Annotated in this window: 16 protein-coding genes and 5 tRNA genes; 18 read left to right on the top strand and 3 right to left on the bottom strand. The window is 37.0% G+C overall.

Annotation, left to right across the window (positions count from 1 at the left end):
- Nucleotide 1: 1 nt before the first annotated feature.
- Nucleotides 2–598, bottom strand: coding sequence for a thymidine kinase (locus KC460_01705; protein MCA9770063.1), 597 nt, complete (start codon nt 596–598; stop codon nt 2–4).
- A 157-nt stretch (nt 599–755) separates the two neighbouring features.
- Between KC460_01705 and KC460_01700 the strand changes: the two genes are divergently transcribed.
- The 3 genes from KC460_01700 (at nt 756) to murA (ending at nt 3333) form a co-directional block, all read left to right on the top strand.
- On the top strand, nt 756–1175 hold the full coding sequence (locus KC460_01700) for a hypothetical protein (GenBank protein MCA9770062.1): 420 nt from the start codon (nt 756–758) through the stop codon (nt 1173–1175).
- A 15-nt stretch (nt 1176–1190) separates the two neighbouring features.
- Nucleotides 1191–1892, top strand: a complete 702-nt coding sequence (locus tag KC460_01695; protein MCA9770061.1) for an rRNA pseudouridine synthase — start codon at nt 1191–1193, stop codon at nt 1890–1892.
- 106 nt (nt 1893–1998) lie between these two features.
- Nucleotides 1999–3333, top strand: a complete 1335-nt coding sequence (murA, locus tag KC460_01690) for a UDP-N-acetylglucosamine 1-carboxyvinyltransferase (protein MCA9770060.1) — start codon at nt 1999–2001, stop codon at nt 3331–3333.
- On the opposite strand, the gene KC460_01685 is transcribed toward murA, so the two are convergent.
- Together KC460_01685 and KC460_01680 are read right to left on the bottom strand one after the other, a co-directional pair.
- Complete coding sequence (locus KC460_01685; protein ID MCA9770059.1) at nt 3325–3744, bottom strand: nucleoside triphosphate pyrophosphohydrolase; 420 nt, start codon at nt 3742–3744, stop codon at nt 3325–3327. The two genes, murA and KC460_01685, sit on opposite strands and share 9 nt — an antisense overlap.
- 25 nt (nt 3745–3769) lie before the next feature.
- Complete coding sequence (locus KC460_01680) at nt 3770–4618, bottom strand: F0F1 ATP synthase subunit gamma (GenBank protein MCA9770058.1); 849 nt, start codon at nt 4616–4618, stop codon at nt 3770–3772.
- 125 nt (nt 4619–4743) lie between these two features.
- Here KC460_01680 and KC460_01675 point away from each other — a divergent pair, with 125 nt between their 5' ends.
- From KC460_01675 to rpoB, 15 genes are all read left to right on the top strand, one after another.
- A complete protein-coding gene (locus tag KC460_01675) occupies nt 4744–5325 on the top strand; it encodes an NYN domain-containing protein (GenBank protein MCA9770057.1) in 582 nt (193 codons plus the stop codon).
- A gap of 4 nt (nt 5326–5329) precedes the next feature.
- Entirely contained in the window at nt 5330–5758 is a 429-nt protein-coding gene (tsaE, locus tag KC460_01670) for a tRNA (adenosine(37)-N6)-threonylcarbamoyltransferase complex ATPase subunit type 1 TsaE (GenBank protein ID MCA9770056.1), read from the top strand.
- A gap of 91 nt (nt 5759–5849) precedes the next feature.
- Nucleotides 5850–5934 (top strand) — tRNA-Tyr (locus KC460_01665).
- 128 nt (nt 5935–6062) lie between these two features.
- Nucleotides 6063–6139 (top strand) — tRNA-Gly (locus KC460_01660).
- Between the two features lie 96 nt (nt 6140–6235).
- Nucleotides 6236–6310, top strand: a tRNA-Thr gene (locus KC460_01655).
- Nucleotides 6311–6489: 179 nt separating this feature from the next.
- Nucleotides 6490–6565: transfer RNA gene (locus KC460_01650), tRNA-Thr, on the top strand.
- Nucleotides 6566–6694: 129 nt separating this feature from the next.
- Nucleotides 6695–6853, top strand: coding sequence for a 50S ribosomal protein L33 (rpmG, locus tag KC460_01645; protein MCA9770055.1), 159 nt, complete (start codon nt 6695–6697; stop codon nt 6851–6853).
- Between the two features lie 6 nt (nt 6854–6859).
- Nucleotides 6860–6936, top strand: a tRNA-Trp gene (locus KC460_01640).
- Nucleotides 6937–6964: 28 nt separating this feature from the next.
- Nucleotides 6965–7162 (top strand): preprotein translocase subunit SecE, encoded by a 198-nt coding sequence (secE, locus tag KC460_01635; protein ID MCA9770054.1) that lies wholly within the window; start codon nt 6965–6967, stop codon nt 7160–7162.
- Nucleotides 7163–7183: 21 nt separating this feature from the next.
- The gene (gene nusG / locus KC460_01630; protein ID MCA9770053.1) at nt 7184–7702 is read left to right on the top strand and encodes a transcription termination/antitermination factor NusG; all 519 of its coding nucleotides are present in this window, start codon (nt 7184–7186) and stop codon (nt 7700–7702) included.
- A gap of 25 nt (nt 7703–7727) precedes the next feature.
- Nucleotides 7728–8156, top strand: a complete 429-nt coding sequence (gene rplK / locus KC460_01625) for a 50S ribosomal protein L11 (GenBank protein ID MCA9770052.1) — start codon at nt 7728–7730, stop codon at nt 8154–8156.
- A 9-nt stretch (nt 8157–8165) separates the two neighbouring features.
- A complete protein-coding gene (rplA, locus tag KC460_01620; protein ID MCA9770051.1) occupies nt 8166–8864 on the top strand; it encodes a 50S ribosomal protein L1 in 699 nt (232 codons plus the stop codon).
- Nucleotides 8865–8885: 21 nt separating this feature from the next.
- On the top strand, nt 8886–9401 hold the full coding sequence (locus KC460_01615) for a 50S ribosomal protein L10 (GenBank protein ID MCA9770050.1): 516 nt from the start codon (nt 8886–8888) through the stop codon (nt 9399–9401).
- Nucleotides 9402–9453: 52 nt separating this feature from the next.
- Nucleotides 9454–9843 (top strand): 50S ribosomal protein L7/L12, encoded by a 390-nt coding sequence (gene rplL, locus KC460_01610; protein ID MCA9770049.1) that lies wholly within the window; start codon nt 9454–9456, stop codon nt 9841–9843.
- Between the two features lie 75 nt (nt 9844–9918).
- Complete coding sequence (gene rpoB / locus KC460_01605; protein ID MCA9770048.1) at nt 9919–14250, top strand: DNA-directed RNA polymerase subunit beta; 4332 nt, start codon at nt 9919–9921, stop codon at nt 14248–14250.
- The last annotated feature ends 1 nt before the right edge of the window (nt 14251 follow it).

The raw sequence follows: 14251 nt of genomic DNA, 5'->3' as shown, positions 1-14251 counted from the left end.
GTTATAATGATGGCATTTTATCGATTGTATAGCAACTACGGCATCGTGCTTGGTATGTTTCTTGTGCACCGACGACCACAATAGGATCATTGTATTTTGCGGGTTTATTATCTACAAGTCGTTGACTCAACGTGGCATCAACTCCACATATCGTACAGATTGCTTGTAGTTTAGTTACCTTGTCTGCAATTGCAAGTAATACTGGCATACAACCAAATGGTATACCGCGAAAATCTCGATCAAGTCCTGCGATGATTACTCGCTTTCTATTTTCAATTAATTTAAGTACCGTTTGTATTAGTTCATTAGAAAAAAATTGTGCCTCATCAATACCGATTATGTCGATTTTATTTTCAGAGACTAGTGTATATATTTTTTCTTCATGATCAATTGGATATGCGTCTATTGTATTTCCGTTATGTGAAACAAGGCACTCAATAGCATATCTGTTGTCTAGGCTATGCTTAAAGGCTGCAACACCTTGATTTGCGATTTTTGCGCGCCGTAAACGACGAATGAGTTCTTCTGACTTACCAGAAAACATTGGGCCACAAATAATTTCTAATATTCCGAAAGGTAGTTTTTTTTTGCTGTGCATAACAGAGTCCTTTGTGTATGTGTTCTTTAATAAGTAATTGAAACTATATCATATTTATCAGAACTATTGTTGCAGTTTTTTTTAAAAACTATAAGCTATAATCATATTGATTTGTGATTATATATAGGCAAATATCATAATTTATTATGGGGTAAAAGTGAGTACTACTAAAAAAATAAAATCGTTTTGTGTTTTGGGAAGTTTGTTTGTAGCTATTAATATAAGCGCAGGTAGAGATTTTCCAGTCAAAGATTCTACTCTCAAGGTATGTCGTGCGATTAAAAAAAAGGGTATAGGAGAAACGCGGAGGAAAGTATTATCAAGAACACGTTCAGTAATGATTGCTTTATCTAGTAGTGTATTATCTCCAGAATATGCGAAGGATACATGTCCATTATTAATAGAGCAATGTAAGTATTTAGCTCAGTTGGACTGCTCTGAGAATGATAAAAGTGAATTGGATGGTGCTCGTAGAGCGTTGAAGCTAAGCTTTAATATAGCGTTAGATCTTTTAGATTCAGGTTCATCTGATCCTGAAAATGCACCTGATTCTGAAAATGCACCTGATTCTGATTAACATAAGGTTTTTTGGGTGCATAGAATTAGTCTTGTAAAGTATGTTGCACAGGCTGGTTTTTGCTCTCGCAGAAAAGCAGCACATATTATTAAAACGGGTTTAGTTAAGATAAATGAAACTATCATAACTAAACCTGATTGTATTGTTGAAGATGGTCAAGTAGTTAAGGTTGGTAGAAGAGTTCTTAAGTTACAAAAAAAAATGTACCTACTTCTCAATAAACCCAGCGGCTATATCACAAGCCATAGCGATGAAAAAGGACGTCAAACCGTTTTTGATTTAGTCCGTGATATTGGTAAACAACGATTGCATACTATAGGTCGGCTGGATAAAAATACAACAGGATTACTTGTACTAACAACTGATGGTGATTTAACTCAGCAGCTAGCACATCCAAAATACGAGGTTCAAAAGACATATATTGCAACATTAGATAAGCCAGTTTCTATGTTTGATATTATGCAAATAAGAAAAGGTATTTACTTAAAAGATGGCAAAGTTACAGTGGATCGTATTGCACGTATTGGATCAAATAAAGCAAAAATAACTTTGCACAGTGGCAAATATCGCATTATTAGACGGCTATTTAAAAAACTAGGTTATAATGTTTTAGTGTTGGATCGTATCAATTATGCGGGACTGACAAAGCAAGGATTAAAGAATGGCCACTGGCGTCAGCTGACGTTAGCTGAAATCAAAAAATTGAAAACTAAATAGTTGCAACGGGCTCTTAATTAATACATTTGCTTAATTCATTAAGATAAATCATATACACTAGCCGATGACAAATAATTTATTGTCTATTGGTTAGGAATATATACCTATGAAACAAACACATATTGTTGTAGAGCAATCAAAACCGCTTCAAGGCGCTGTAGGCTTGTCTGGGGCAAAAAATGCTGTCTTAGTCATTATGGCATCTCTTATTTTAACAAGAGGCAGGTCTACACTAACAAATGTACCCGCATCGGATGATGTGTTGCATATGATTTTACTGCTTAAAAGCTTAGGAGCAGAAGTTTATTTCTGCAAAGATGAACAATTCATTGAAGTTGATACAACTTACATTAATAAATGGAAAGTGCTACCAGAAATTATGAAAAAGATGCGAGCTTCAATTTTAGTTATGGGGCCATTGCTTGCGCGCTTTGGTAAAGCCGATGTTGCTTTGCCTGGCGGATGTGTCATTGGTGTGAGGCCGGTTGATTATCATGTAAAAAATTTTGTGCGCATGGGTGTAGAAATTGAAACTAAGGGGGAATTTTTAACTGCATATACTAAAAAACTTTTACCTGGAAGGATTGTTTTAGAGTATCCATCGGTTGGTGCGACAGAAAATGTAATGATGGCAGCTGTACGTACTCAAGGGGTGACAAAAATCATTAATGCAGCTCTTGAGCCGGAAGTATTGGATTTAATTACCGTGCTTAAGAAAATGGGTGCAAATATTGTTGTTCAAGCACCGGCGACAATAGTTATAGAGGGGGTTCAAGAACTTCATTCAGTTCAACATGAGGTACTAGTTGATCGTTTGGAGGCAGGTGCGTTGTTGTTAGCTGCAGCTGTAACAGGGGGTACGGTAACAATCTCTCGTGCACCAGCTTATGCAATGGATGTTTTTTTGATGAAGCTTCAAGAAATGGGGCATACAGTTATTGTTGGAGAGAATGGTGTTGGTATTACGCTCATAGCAATTAGGCAGCCTCGTGCAGTTTCGTTTAAAACAGCACCGTATCCCGGGTTTCCAACTGATTTGCAAGCACCCATGATGGCAGCACAATGTTTAGCACAGGGTAGTTGTATTATTGAAGAAACAGTGTTTGAAAATCGCTTAGTACATGTACGAGAGCTTCAAAAAATGGGTGCACAAATTACGGTTGAGCATAATCGTGCAATTGTAAAAGGGGTTGATGAATTATTTGGTGCCTGTGTTATTGCAACTGATATACGTGCATCATGTGCGTTTGTTTTGGCTGGTTTGCAGGCAAAGGGTAAAACAATTATTAGTGGTATTAAACATTTTAAGCGAGGATACGATGGGCTCGAAAGAAAATTACGACAGCTAGGCGCATCAATTGAATTACAAAGTAATTTAAACGATCAAATTGTTTCATACCAGTCAGCTGCAACTATTCTAGATAGAATAGAATCAAAGTAAGGAGGAATTAATTTTTTTAACTTCAGGATATTTTTTTGGCTGAGCCAAGCAATACTGTTCACCACAACTCCCAACTGGATGATCAGCAACAGTTACAAATTTACGCTCAAAGAATCCACCACGTTCTTCACGTTTGTTTGTTTGTGCATTGATAATATCTTCTTTTGTTATATTATGTAATGCGCATAGCGCGTCGATGACCTCTAATACATCAGCCATTTCTTCAATTAATTCTTTCTGAGAGGATGTCGCTTGGACTTCTGTGGATTCTTCAAGAAGTTTAATTTTCAATTGCTGATCGAACTCATTATCTGTTAATTGTTGTATGTGGATTACAGATCCCATTTTTTCTTTTTTCGCAGGTAATTTATCTCGCCATAATTTGTTTTGCAAAAATGAGCGCATTTTCATGATAAAAATCTCCATATCAAAATTTTTAGAAGCTGCCAGTTAGCTCGGTGAGTTCTCGAGTAATTTTGGCTTGTCGCAATTTATTGTACCATAATATTGTTTCCTCGAGTATTTTTTCAGCATTTCGAGTAGAGCTATCCATTGAAATGAAGCGCGCTGCCTGCTCAGCTAATAATGACTCAAACAAAAGATGTTGTATGGTAACTTCAAGCGCTTGTAATGCAAGTATGTCAAGTACTTCATGTGGCGTGTGTTCCCACATTAAATCAAGTTTATTCGCTTTTTTTTCTTGTTTTTTTGCTTCAAATGGAATAAGGATTGATTCATGTGGTTTTTGTGTAAAAAACGTTTTTAATTTATTGCTAAAAAAGGTGACTGAGGTGAATGGTTCTGTTGAGCTCATAATCAAGTCAACAAGGCTATGCACAATAGTTGGCATTGTAGCAGAAGTGAATTCTGGATATAATGCAACAATTTTTTCGGTTGAACCTTTTTTTATAAAGTTTACCACCTTCTTTCCAATGGCAATTATATGCATTTCAGGTAATTGTTCTGGTGTAATTGTGCGTTCAAATAAACGAAACAATGCGGAGTTAAAGTTACCACAGAGTCCTTTTTGTGAACCAACGAGTATAAGAAGGTTTTTGTCTGATATTTTTTGTTCTGGGTATAAAACAGAGCTGTTCCACGCGGGTGTTGCAGTTTTTACTTTTTGAAAAAGTGTGCTTATTGCATTTTGATATTCTTTTAAGGGCTCTTGTTTACCTCGTAATCGTGTATGGGTAGACATAGAAATCAAACGCATTGCGTGAGTAATTTTTTTGATTGTTTCTACTGCTTTGATTCGCTGACGCATTTGAATAAGCTGAGCCACGAGTACATACCCCACATACAAAGAGTAACAATAAACAGTGTTTGGACTAACCTATACTTGATAGTATATATTTTTGCAAATATAAAGAAAAGGAATACTCAACAAATAATGGAATACTAAAAACAATGATTATTGTGATTGATGCATATAATGTGCTTAAGCAGTGTATACATGATAGGGAAATTGCAGAGCATGAGCGAGCACACTTTCTAAGTGAACTGTCTTCTTATGGACGAAAGAAACGACATAAGCTGATTGTTGTTTTTGACGGTGGAGCAAATGAATGGCCTACAAAAGAGCGAAGCGATGGTACTTGTGTCATTTATTCTGGCTATCATGAAACGGCTGATGATTATATAAAAACGTATCTTAAAAAACATAGAATGCAGGATATACTACTTGTTTCTTCTGACAGGGAGCTTAATAGGGTAGCTGATAACTTGGATATTCCCTCACTTGATGCGGCAGATTTTTATCGTATTATAAAAGATGAAGTTGAAAAAAGTTCAAGTGATTGTTTTGATATGAGTGGTCTGATAATTAAAACAAGTGATCAAGAACGACCAGAGCTTGATCGTATTATGCAAGAATGCAGTAAGTATGTCGAATATAAACTTGAGGATGTAGTAGGCGGGTATATAGAAAAAGACAACAAAAAATTAACAAAAAAAGAGCGTAAGCTCATTAAAAAATTAAAGAAACTTTAGTTTTATGCAGAAACAATCTCTTATATATTCTCTTAATGAAATGGACAAAGCGGTAGATTTCCTGTATCGATACATGGATACATGTAGATTATTCACATTTGAGGGATCTCTTGGTTCAGGTAAAACTACCTTGATTAGGGAGCTACTTAAGCGATATGGCATTCAAAAAGGGGTCACAAGTCCAACATTTAATTTGCTCAATGTGTATGAAAATGAACGACGGCAAACATTTTATCATTTTGATTTATATCGTATCAATAGTGTGCAAGATTTTCTTGCTTCGGGCTTTGATGAATACTGGAATATGCCAAATAGTTGGGTATTTATTGAGTGGCCTGAGGTAATTGATGTGCTACTAGCAAAAAAAGATCATTGTAAGGTAAAAATTGACTATCAAAAAACCGATAGAAGATTGTTGCAGCTTATTATCTGACACAAAACTGAAAAATAAAGTTGAAATTAAATAAAAAAAACAATAATATATTCACGTGTATGATACGCAAAATTGAAATAAAAATATTCAGGGCGAGATTCCCGAGCGGTCAAAGGGGACGGACTGTAAATCCGTTGGCTCAGCCTTCGCAGGTTCGAATCCTGCTCTCGCCACCAGATTATTCGTTGCTTTGTAATTTTGCCTAGATTGTATTCCTGCTTGAGATAATGATCAAACAAAATTAACAATTAATTCTCGTTGCGGATTGAAAGTAATTTTGCTATCTTGTCCCGCAACGTTGTATGCGGGAGTAGCTCAATTGGCTAGAGCGACAGCCTTCCAAGCTGTAGGTTACGGGTTCGAGTCCCGTTTCCCGCTCCAGTTTTTGTTTTTTACGATTAGGTTTTCATTATTACATAGTGGGAACAACTCAAAATAGTTGCAAACGAAAGCGGGCAAGTGATTGGTTATTATTATGCTGGCGTAGCTCAATGGCAGAGCAGCTGATTTGTAATCAGCAGGTTATCGGTTCAAGTCCGATCGCCAGCTCCATGTTTTGCTAAATGGTTCTTTATTGTTCAATAGAGTAAAGTGAATTATTTTGTATCATTTTTATGCTGTCAAAAAATCAAAAATTAAAGAGTATTGGAAAAATCTAAATGATTATGCGAAATAATTTGTCATTTTTTCTTTTTTTATTTACTCTGTATTAGACCTGTGTAGGCTAATGTGCCCACGTAGCTCAGTTGGTAGAGCACTTCCTTGGTAAGGGAGAGGTCGCCGGTTCAAGTCCGGTCGCGGGCTCCATACTTCGCGTAAAGGTTTGTATGGGGTGGTCCTCGTGCTTTTTATTTCATTTGAGCAGGGACGTTGGGCTTGTTTTTAAGATGGCAGCTATAGTTTTGGTTATTTTTAAAAAATAAATATTGGGCGTGTATGGCAAAAAATCGGGTCACCACACATCTGGCTTGTGGACAATGCAAAAATCGTAATTATACGCAGGTGGTATCAAAGAAGCGTCAAACTGGCTCATTGGCTTTGAAAAAATTTTGTCGCTTCTGTCGTATGCATACTGCTCACAAGGAGACTAAGTAGTTTTGTAGGCCAGTAGCTCGAATTGGTAGAGCGGCAGACTCCAAATCTGATGGTTGGGGGTTCGAGTCCCTCCTGGCCTGCCATGTAGTGTATAATAGTTGGGTGTTGATGATGAAAGATGTAGTACAGTTTTTATATGATGTTAAAAGTGAATTATTAAAGGTTGTTTGGCCGAAAACGAGTGAATTCGTTGGTGCAACAATAGTTGTGCTTGTGCTATTGGTTCTTTTTTCAATTTACTTGGGTATTATTGATTTTGGTTTGTCACGATTGGCGAGCTATTTGTTTGAGATGTATGGTCTTGTATAAAGATGATCGGAACATAGGCACATGAAGCGCTGGTACGTTGCCCAGATATATGCTGGGTTTGAGCAGTCAGTAAAAGAAGATTTAATGCGAAGTATAGAGCAAAAAGAGCTTCAAGATCGTTTTGGTCAAGTGCTCGTACCTTCGGCAAGAATGAAGCAAATGTTTGATACTGTAGAACAAAAAGACACCCAATTGTTTCCTGGTTACTTGTTTGTTGAAATGGAACTGTCAACCGAAACAATGCGATTGGTGCTTTCGAATCCGCGAGTTTCTCGTTTTTTAGGAGGAAAAAATCCTGTTCCACTGAGTCAAAAAGAAGTGGATCGTATTTTTTCTCAAATAAAGGGTGAAGTGGTTGTTGCTCCTAGAGAAAGCGAATTTTCAGTGGGAAGCGAAGTTGATATTAATGAGGGTCCATTTGCTGGATTTGTTGGTATCATAGAAAAGATCGATGAAGAGGGTGAAAAGTTGACGGTGATGGTGAGTATTTTTGGTAGAATGACGCCAGTTGAATTGGGGTTTAGTCAAGTAAAACGATAGATATGCATAGGTTAGGTTGTAAGCCATGGCAAAAAAAATAAAAGCTAAAGTGAAAATGCAAATTCAAGGTGGTAGTGCTAATCCAGGAACGGTTGGCGCGATACTTGGCCAACACCAAGTCAATATGATGGATTTTTGCAAACAGTTTAATGCTCAAACGGCAAATAACAAGGGTGATATTGTTCCTGTCTTTATGACAGTTTATGAAGATAAAACATTTGATTTTGTTTTGAAGAAGCCTCCAACAACAATATTGATAAAGAAAAAATTAAATCTTTCCAAAGGCTCTTCTCGCCCGCACGAAGATAAAGTAGCCACTATATCATGGAAAGACATAGAAGAAATTGCTAAAATAAAAATGCCAGATTTAAATGCGCATGACATTGAGCAAGCAAAAAAAATTGTTGCTGGTAGTGCCCGTAGTATGGGTATTGATGTTTTAGATAACGAGTAGGGACCGGGTATGAAAACGCGTGGTAAAAAATACCAACAAGTAGTGGAAAAAGTAGAAAAAAACAAAATATTTTCTATTGATCAAGCGCTCGAAAAAGTTAAACAATTGTCATATGTTAAATTTGATGAGTCTGTTGATATCGATGTTAATGTTGGTATTGATCCGACTAAGGGTGATCAGACTGTTCGTGGATCTGTAGTTTTACCACACGGTACAGGTAAAAAAATTAAGGTTCTTGTTTTCGCTCGGGGTGATTATGCTGATCAAGCGAAAAAAGCCGGTGCTGATTATGTGGGTTTTGAAGACTTAATAGAAAAAATTGATGCTGGCTGGATGGATTTTAATTATACCGTTGCAACACCGGATGTTATGGGGCAAGTAGGTAAACTTGCTAAATCATTAGGACCAAAAGGCTTATTGCCGAACAAAAAGCTGGGGACTGTGACGTTTGATATTGCTGATATTGTTTCTGATTTGAAAAAAGGTCGTGCCTTCTTTAGAAATGATAAAAATGGCATAGTTCATTTTTCTTTCGGAAAAATATCATTTAATGTAGCGATGTTGCGGGATAATTTAATGGCCTTTGCAAAAGCATTAATTGCATCAAAGCCTTCCGCATCAAAAGGTAAATTTTTGCGAAAAATTACTATTTCTTCTACCATGGGCGTTGGTGTTTTAATTAATCCTGACGATATGGTGCGTTTGTAAGGTGGCAAAAGGGTAAGATTTATGAATCGTCAAGAAAAAACACTCGTTATTGAATCCCTCAAAAATGGCTTTGTAGAAAGTAAGGCATCTTTTATTGTGGAGTATCAGGGACTTACAGTTAAACAAATGCAGACATTGCGTGGACAATTACGAAAAAATGGTGGAAAATTGTACATTGCTAAGGCACGCTTAGCAAAGATTGCAGCGCAAGGAGTGCCAGAAGCTCAGGGCCTAATTCCTTATTGTAAAAATCAGATTGGTTTTGTTTTTGCTTCCGAAGAACCACCTGTTATTGCAAAAGTACTGCATGAGTTTACCAAAAAAAATGAGGCATTATCGCTTATTGTTGCCTGTTTAGATGAGCAGTTACTCGATAGTGAATTAATAGGTCGCATTGCAAATTTACCATCACGTGCGGTATTGTTGGCGCAGGTATGTGGTACTATTAAGGCGCCAATTTCTGGCTTAGTTAGTATTTTTAATCAAATGCCAGCTCGACTTGTTTGGGCGCTTAAGCAAGTGGCTGCGAAAAAATAGTAGTAACGATGTTTTTAGATATTTTAATATAAATAAACTATAGGGAATCATTATGGCATCTAAATTCGAAAAATTACTTGAAGACATTGGTAGCATGACAGTTCTTGAGCTTTCCGATTTTGTTAAAGCATTGGAAGATAAATTTGGTGTTTCTGCGGCGATGCCAATAGCAGCTGTAGGGGGGGCGATGGCACCAGCAAGTGAAGCAACGCCTATAGCAGAAGAAAAATCAGAATACAAAGTAACTCTTCAAGAGGCTGGCGACAAAAAAATTGATGTTATAAAAGCATTGCGTAAAGTTGTGCCGGGCCTTGCTTTGACAGAAGCAAAGTCTAAAGCTGAAAGTGCCCCAGTAATAATCGCTGAAAGCGTATCTAAAGAAGATGCACAAAAAATGAAAGAAACATTAGAAGCTGCTGGTGCAAAAGTTCAACTTTCTTAAAAACGCAAAGCGCGTAGACACAAAAGTACGTAGGTAAGGTTCGCACATTTTTGTACAAAGGGAGGAGCAACTTAAATGTCCAAGTTGCACGTAAATAAGGGTACTGTTCGCAGATCTTTTGCTAAGATAAAAGATCTGGTGCCAGTTCCCAATTTAATTCAGATCCAATCGTCTTCGTTTAATGATTTTGTACAGTTGGATTATTTACCGGAAGAGCGTAAACACATTGGTCTTGAAAAAGTACTTAAGGATATTTTTCCCATAGATTATAATGGTAAATTATCTTTAGGATATGTTAGTTATGAATTAGGTCTTTGGACGTGTACTTGTGGTAAATTGATTGGTATTGAAAATAGGTATCAATGGAGCTGTTCTTCGTGTAAAGCAACAGGATGTTCTCGTCTTGATGGATCTGCAGCCTGTCCGAAGTGTACTAAACCTACAGCAAAATATAAATCCTGCTCTAATTGCTTAGCTCGTGTAACGGTCAAGATGCCAATGACTGTTGATGAATGTCGTTTAAATGGACAGACATTTTCTATGCCGTTGAAGATAAAAATTCAGCTTATTAATTGGTCAGAAACTGGGCAAGAGGGTGATCGTGTTATTCATGACATAAAAGAGCAGGATATCTTTTTTGCAGATATTCCAGTTATGGCTGATCTATATGAAGATAAAGGTCGATTTAAATTGGGAAGTTTAGGTACGTTTTTGATCAATGGTATTGATCGTGTGATTGTGAGTCAGCTTCACCGTTCGCCTGGCGCTGTTTTTTCACAAAGCAAAAAAGTAAAAGACTTTCGAGGTCGGCCTTACTATCTTGCTCGAATAATACCAATGCGAGGTTCTTGGTTAGATTTTGAGTTTGATAGTAGTGATTATCTGTATGTACGAATCGACAAAAAGAAAAAGTTGTATGTTACTACGTTTTTACAAGCTCTCGGTTTTGCTCGTGATGAAATTATTTCATTGTTTTATGATTTTGAACGAGTGCAATGCCAAAAAAGTGAATTTTTCTACTTAGTTGATGATGCGCTTGTTGGGTGTAGAATTGAAAAAGGCATGCTTCCTGAAAAATATGAAAAAAAGTTTTTAGGAAGACGATTAACAAAAGATATAATCAGAGAGTTAAAGTCTGCAAAGATTGATCGAATTTTGTTGCGTAAGTCGAGTTTATTAAATCGTGTTTTTGGAAAAGATCTTGTTGATCCAGAAACGGGCGAGGTGCTTGTTGAGCAGGGACAAATTTTTACTGAAGCTCACTATGATTTATTCAAAAAATTTAAAGACTTCAACTTTGATCTTGTTCAATCCTCGGGCTATGTTTTTCAGCCAACTATTGCGATGACTCTTGCGCAAGATCGTTGTGTTTCAGAGCAAGAAGCTCTGAAAGAGTTACATACTAAAGTGTGGCCAGGTGATAGTGCAACAGTCAAAGAAGTAAAGGAGCAGTTAGAAAATTTATTTTTTAATCCTCGTTTTTATGATTTAACGAAAGTTGGACGTATCAGAGTAAATAGAAAGCTTGGTCTTGAAATATCAGAAGACACGGTAGTGCTTACTAAAGATGATATTGTTGCGACGGTAAAGTACTTAGTTAATTTACGTGAGCGTGGTGAAGGTGAATTGGATGATATTGATCATTTAGGAAATAGGCGAGTGCGTCTTGTTGGTGAACTGTTGTCTAATCAAGTGTATTTAGGTTTTTTACGAATTGAGCGAATTATTCGCGAACGCTTCAGAATGCAAGAGCCGCATGGTGCGCTTATGCCTCAAGACTTTCTTAATGTTAAACCTTTAAGTGCTGTTTTGAGAGAATTTTTTGGTTTAGGACAGTTATCCCAATTCATGGACCAAACGAATCCCTTGGCAGAGATTGCGCACAAAAGACGTCTTTCTGCACTTGGGCCCGGGGGTGTTTTAAAGGATCGTGCTACATATGAAATTCGTGATGTGCACATGTCTCATTATGGTCGCATTTGTCCAATTGAGACGCCAGAAGGGCAGACAATTGGTTTAATATCTTCACTTGCAACGTACGCTACGGTGAATGAGCTTGGTTTTATTGAAACAGCTTATCGTCCAGTTGAAAGTGATGGAAAGGTAAAAGATAGCTTTGTTTTTCTCGATGCTTTTCAAGAGGCAAATCAGTATATTGCTCAAGCAGATTCTGTGAAGGATGGCAGATTAGATAAGCAAAAAGTTTTTTCTCGTCATGATGGAAACTATTTATATGTTAAGCCCGAAAAAGTTTCATATGTTGATTTGTCTTCTAAGCAATTGGTATCTGTTTCATCCGCATTGATTCCGTTTTTAGAGCATGACGACGCGTCTCGTGCTCTCATGGGTGCAAATATGCAGCGTCAAGCTGTTCCTCTTATTAAAACCCAAGCGCCATTGGTTGGTACTGGTATGGAGCGAGAAATTGTTGCCGCTGCAGCAGGCGTTGTAATTACAGCAAAACGAAGTGGTATTGTTGAATATGTTTCTTCAGAAAAGATTATTATTTGTTGTGATGAAGGTGAGTTTAAAACGGTAGATGATTGGATTACCAATGGTATTGATACATATTATTTAAGAAAATTTCAGCGCTCAAGTTATGCTACATGGATTCATCATACGCCAATTGTCAATCGTGGAGATAGAGTAGAAGCAGGTGATATTTTAACTAACGGTTCTGCAATTGATAAAGGTGAATTGGCTCTAGGTGCAAATTTATTGGTTGCCTTCATGCCGTGGCATGGCTATAATTTCGAGGATGCAATTGTTCTTAATAAACGTTTGGTTGCGGATGACGAATTAGCCTCTGTGCATATTGATGAATATATCGTCGAGGCGCGAGATACCAAGCTTGGACCAGAAGAAATTACTCGTGATATACCAAATGTAAGTGAAGCTGTTTTAGCTGGGCTTGATGAGGATGGTATTGTTCGTGTTGGAACACGAGTCAAATCTAGTGATATTTTGGTTGGTAAAGTAACGCTTAAAGGTGATATTCAATATTCTCCTGAAGAAAAGTTGTTACGCGCTATTTTTGGTGAAAAATCGCGTGAAGTTCGTGATACATCGTTACGAGTTCCACCAGGAGTGGAAGGCACTGTTATTGATGTAAAAATATTTTCTCGTTCTGGAATAAGAAAAGATAGACGTTATAAAGCAGATATTAAAAAGCATATTGATAAATTGGAATCTGATTTTCAAGATCATGTTAATTTTCTTGAGTCAATGATGATAAAAAAAATAGCCGATGAGTTGCATGGGCAAAAACCATCAGCGTCTGTAGGTACAAAAAATGTTGTTTCAAAAGGTACTTTTGACAAAAATTTATTGAAAGACACTTCTTTTGAAGTTGTTTCTAATTTGCGTACTACAGATAAAGACTATAATGAACGAATTAAGCATATTAAAATATTGTTTGAAAATCAGATGCGTGTTTTAACTGGTCTTAAAGAAGAGCGTATTGCTAAATTGAAAAAAGGTGATCCATTACCTTCTGGTGTTATCAAAATGGTTAAAGTATACATTGCCATGAAGCGTTCAGTTTCTATTGGTGATAAGATTGCTGGCCGTCATGGTAATAAAGGTCTTGTTTCTACTATTGTTCCTCGTGAAGATATGCCATATCTGTATGATGGAACACCTGTCGATATTGTTCTGAACCCATTGGGTGTACCCTCTCGTATGAATGTTGGGCAAATTTTGGAAACGGTACTTGGACTTATTGGTCATCAAGTGGGACAAAAGCTTAACGAGTTGCTCAAAGATCAAAGTTATCAGGCAACAAAAAAATATTTATCGCAATGTTATGAAGATAATTTCATAGATCATTTTGAAAAAAAACATGGTCAAGAGGGTGTTGTAGAGCTTGCTCATAAAATTGCAGAACAAGGACTTTCGTTTGAAACTCCAGTGTTTGATGGCGCACATTTTAAAGATGACATTAAGCCATTGTTAGAAAGTTTTGAACTTCCGATTAGTGGTGCATTTAAGCTTCGTGATGGTAGAACTGGAAATTATTTTGAACAACCAGTTACTGTTGGATCGATTTATATCATGAAGTTGAACCACATGGTGGATGATAAACTTCATGCACGTTCAGTTGGTCCTTATTCACTTGTTACGCAGCAACCATTAGGTGGTAAAGCTCAAAAAGGTGGCCAGCGTTTAGGTGAAATGGAAGTGTGGGCGCTTGAGGCTCACGGTGCAGCGTATGCTTTACAAGAAATGCTTACCTATAAGTCAGATGACGTGAGTGGGCGTCATAAAGTGTACGAAGCAATCGTACGTGGTGAGCAAGTTCCAGAACCAGGTTTACCAGAATCGTTTAATGTATTAGTTAAAGAATTGCAAAGTTTAGGATTGCAAGTGGACTTGTTCAAGAGTAGCAAGGAGAATGTCAGTGAATAAA

The sequence above is a fragment of the Candidatus Dependentiae bacterium genome, assembly GCA_020431705.1.
GTDB lineage: Bacteria > Babelota > Babeliae > Babelales > Vermiphilaceae > JAGQHQ01.
Note: the sequence above shows the minus strand (reverse complement) of the source record. Positions and strands in the feature narration are given on the sequence as shown.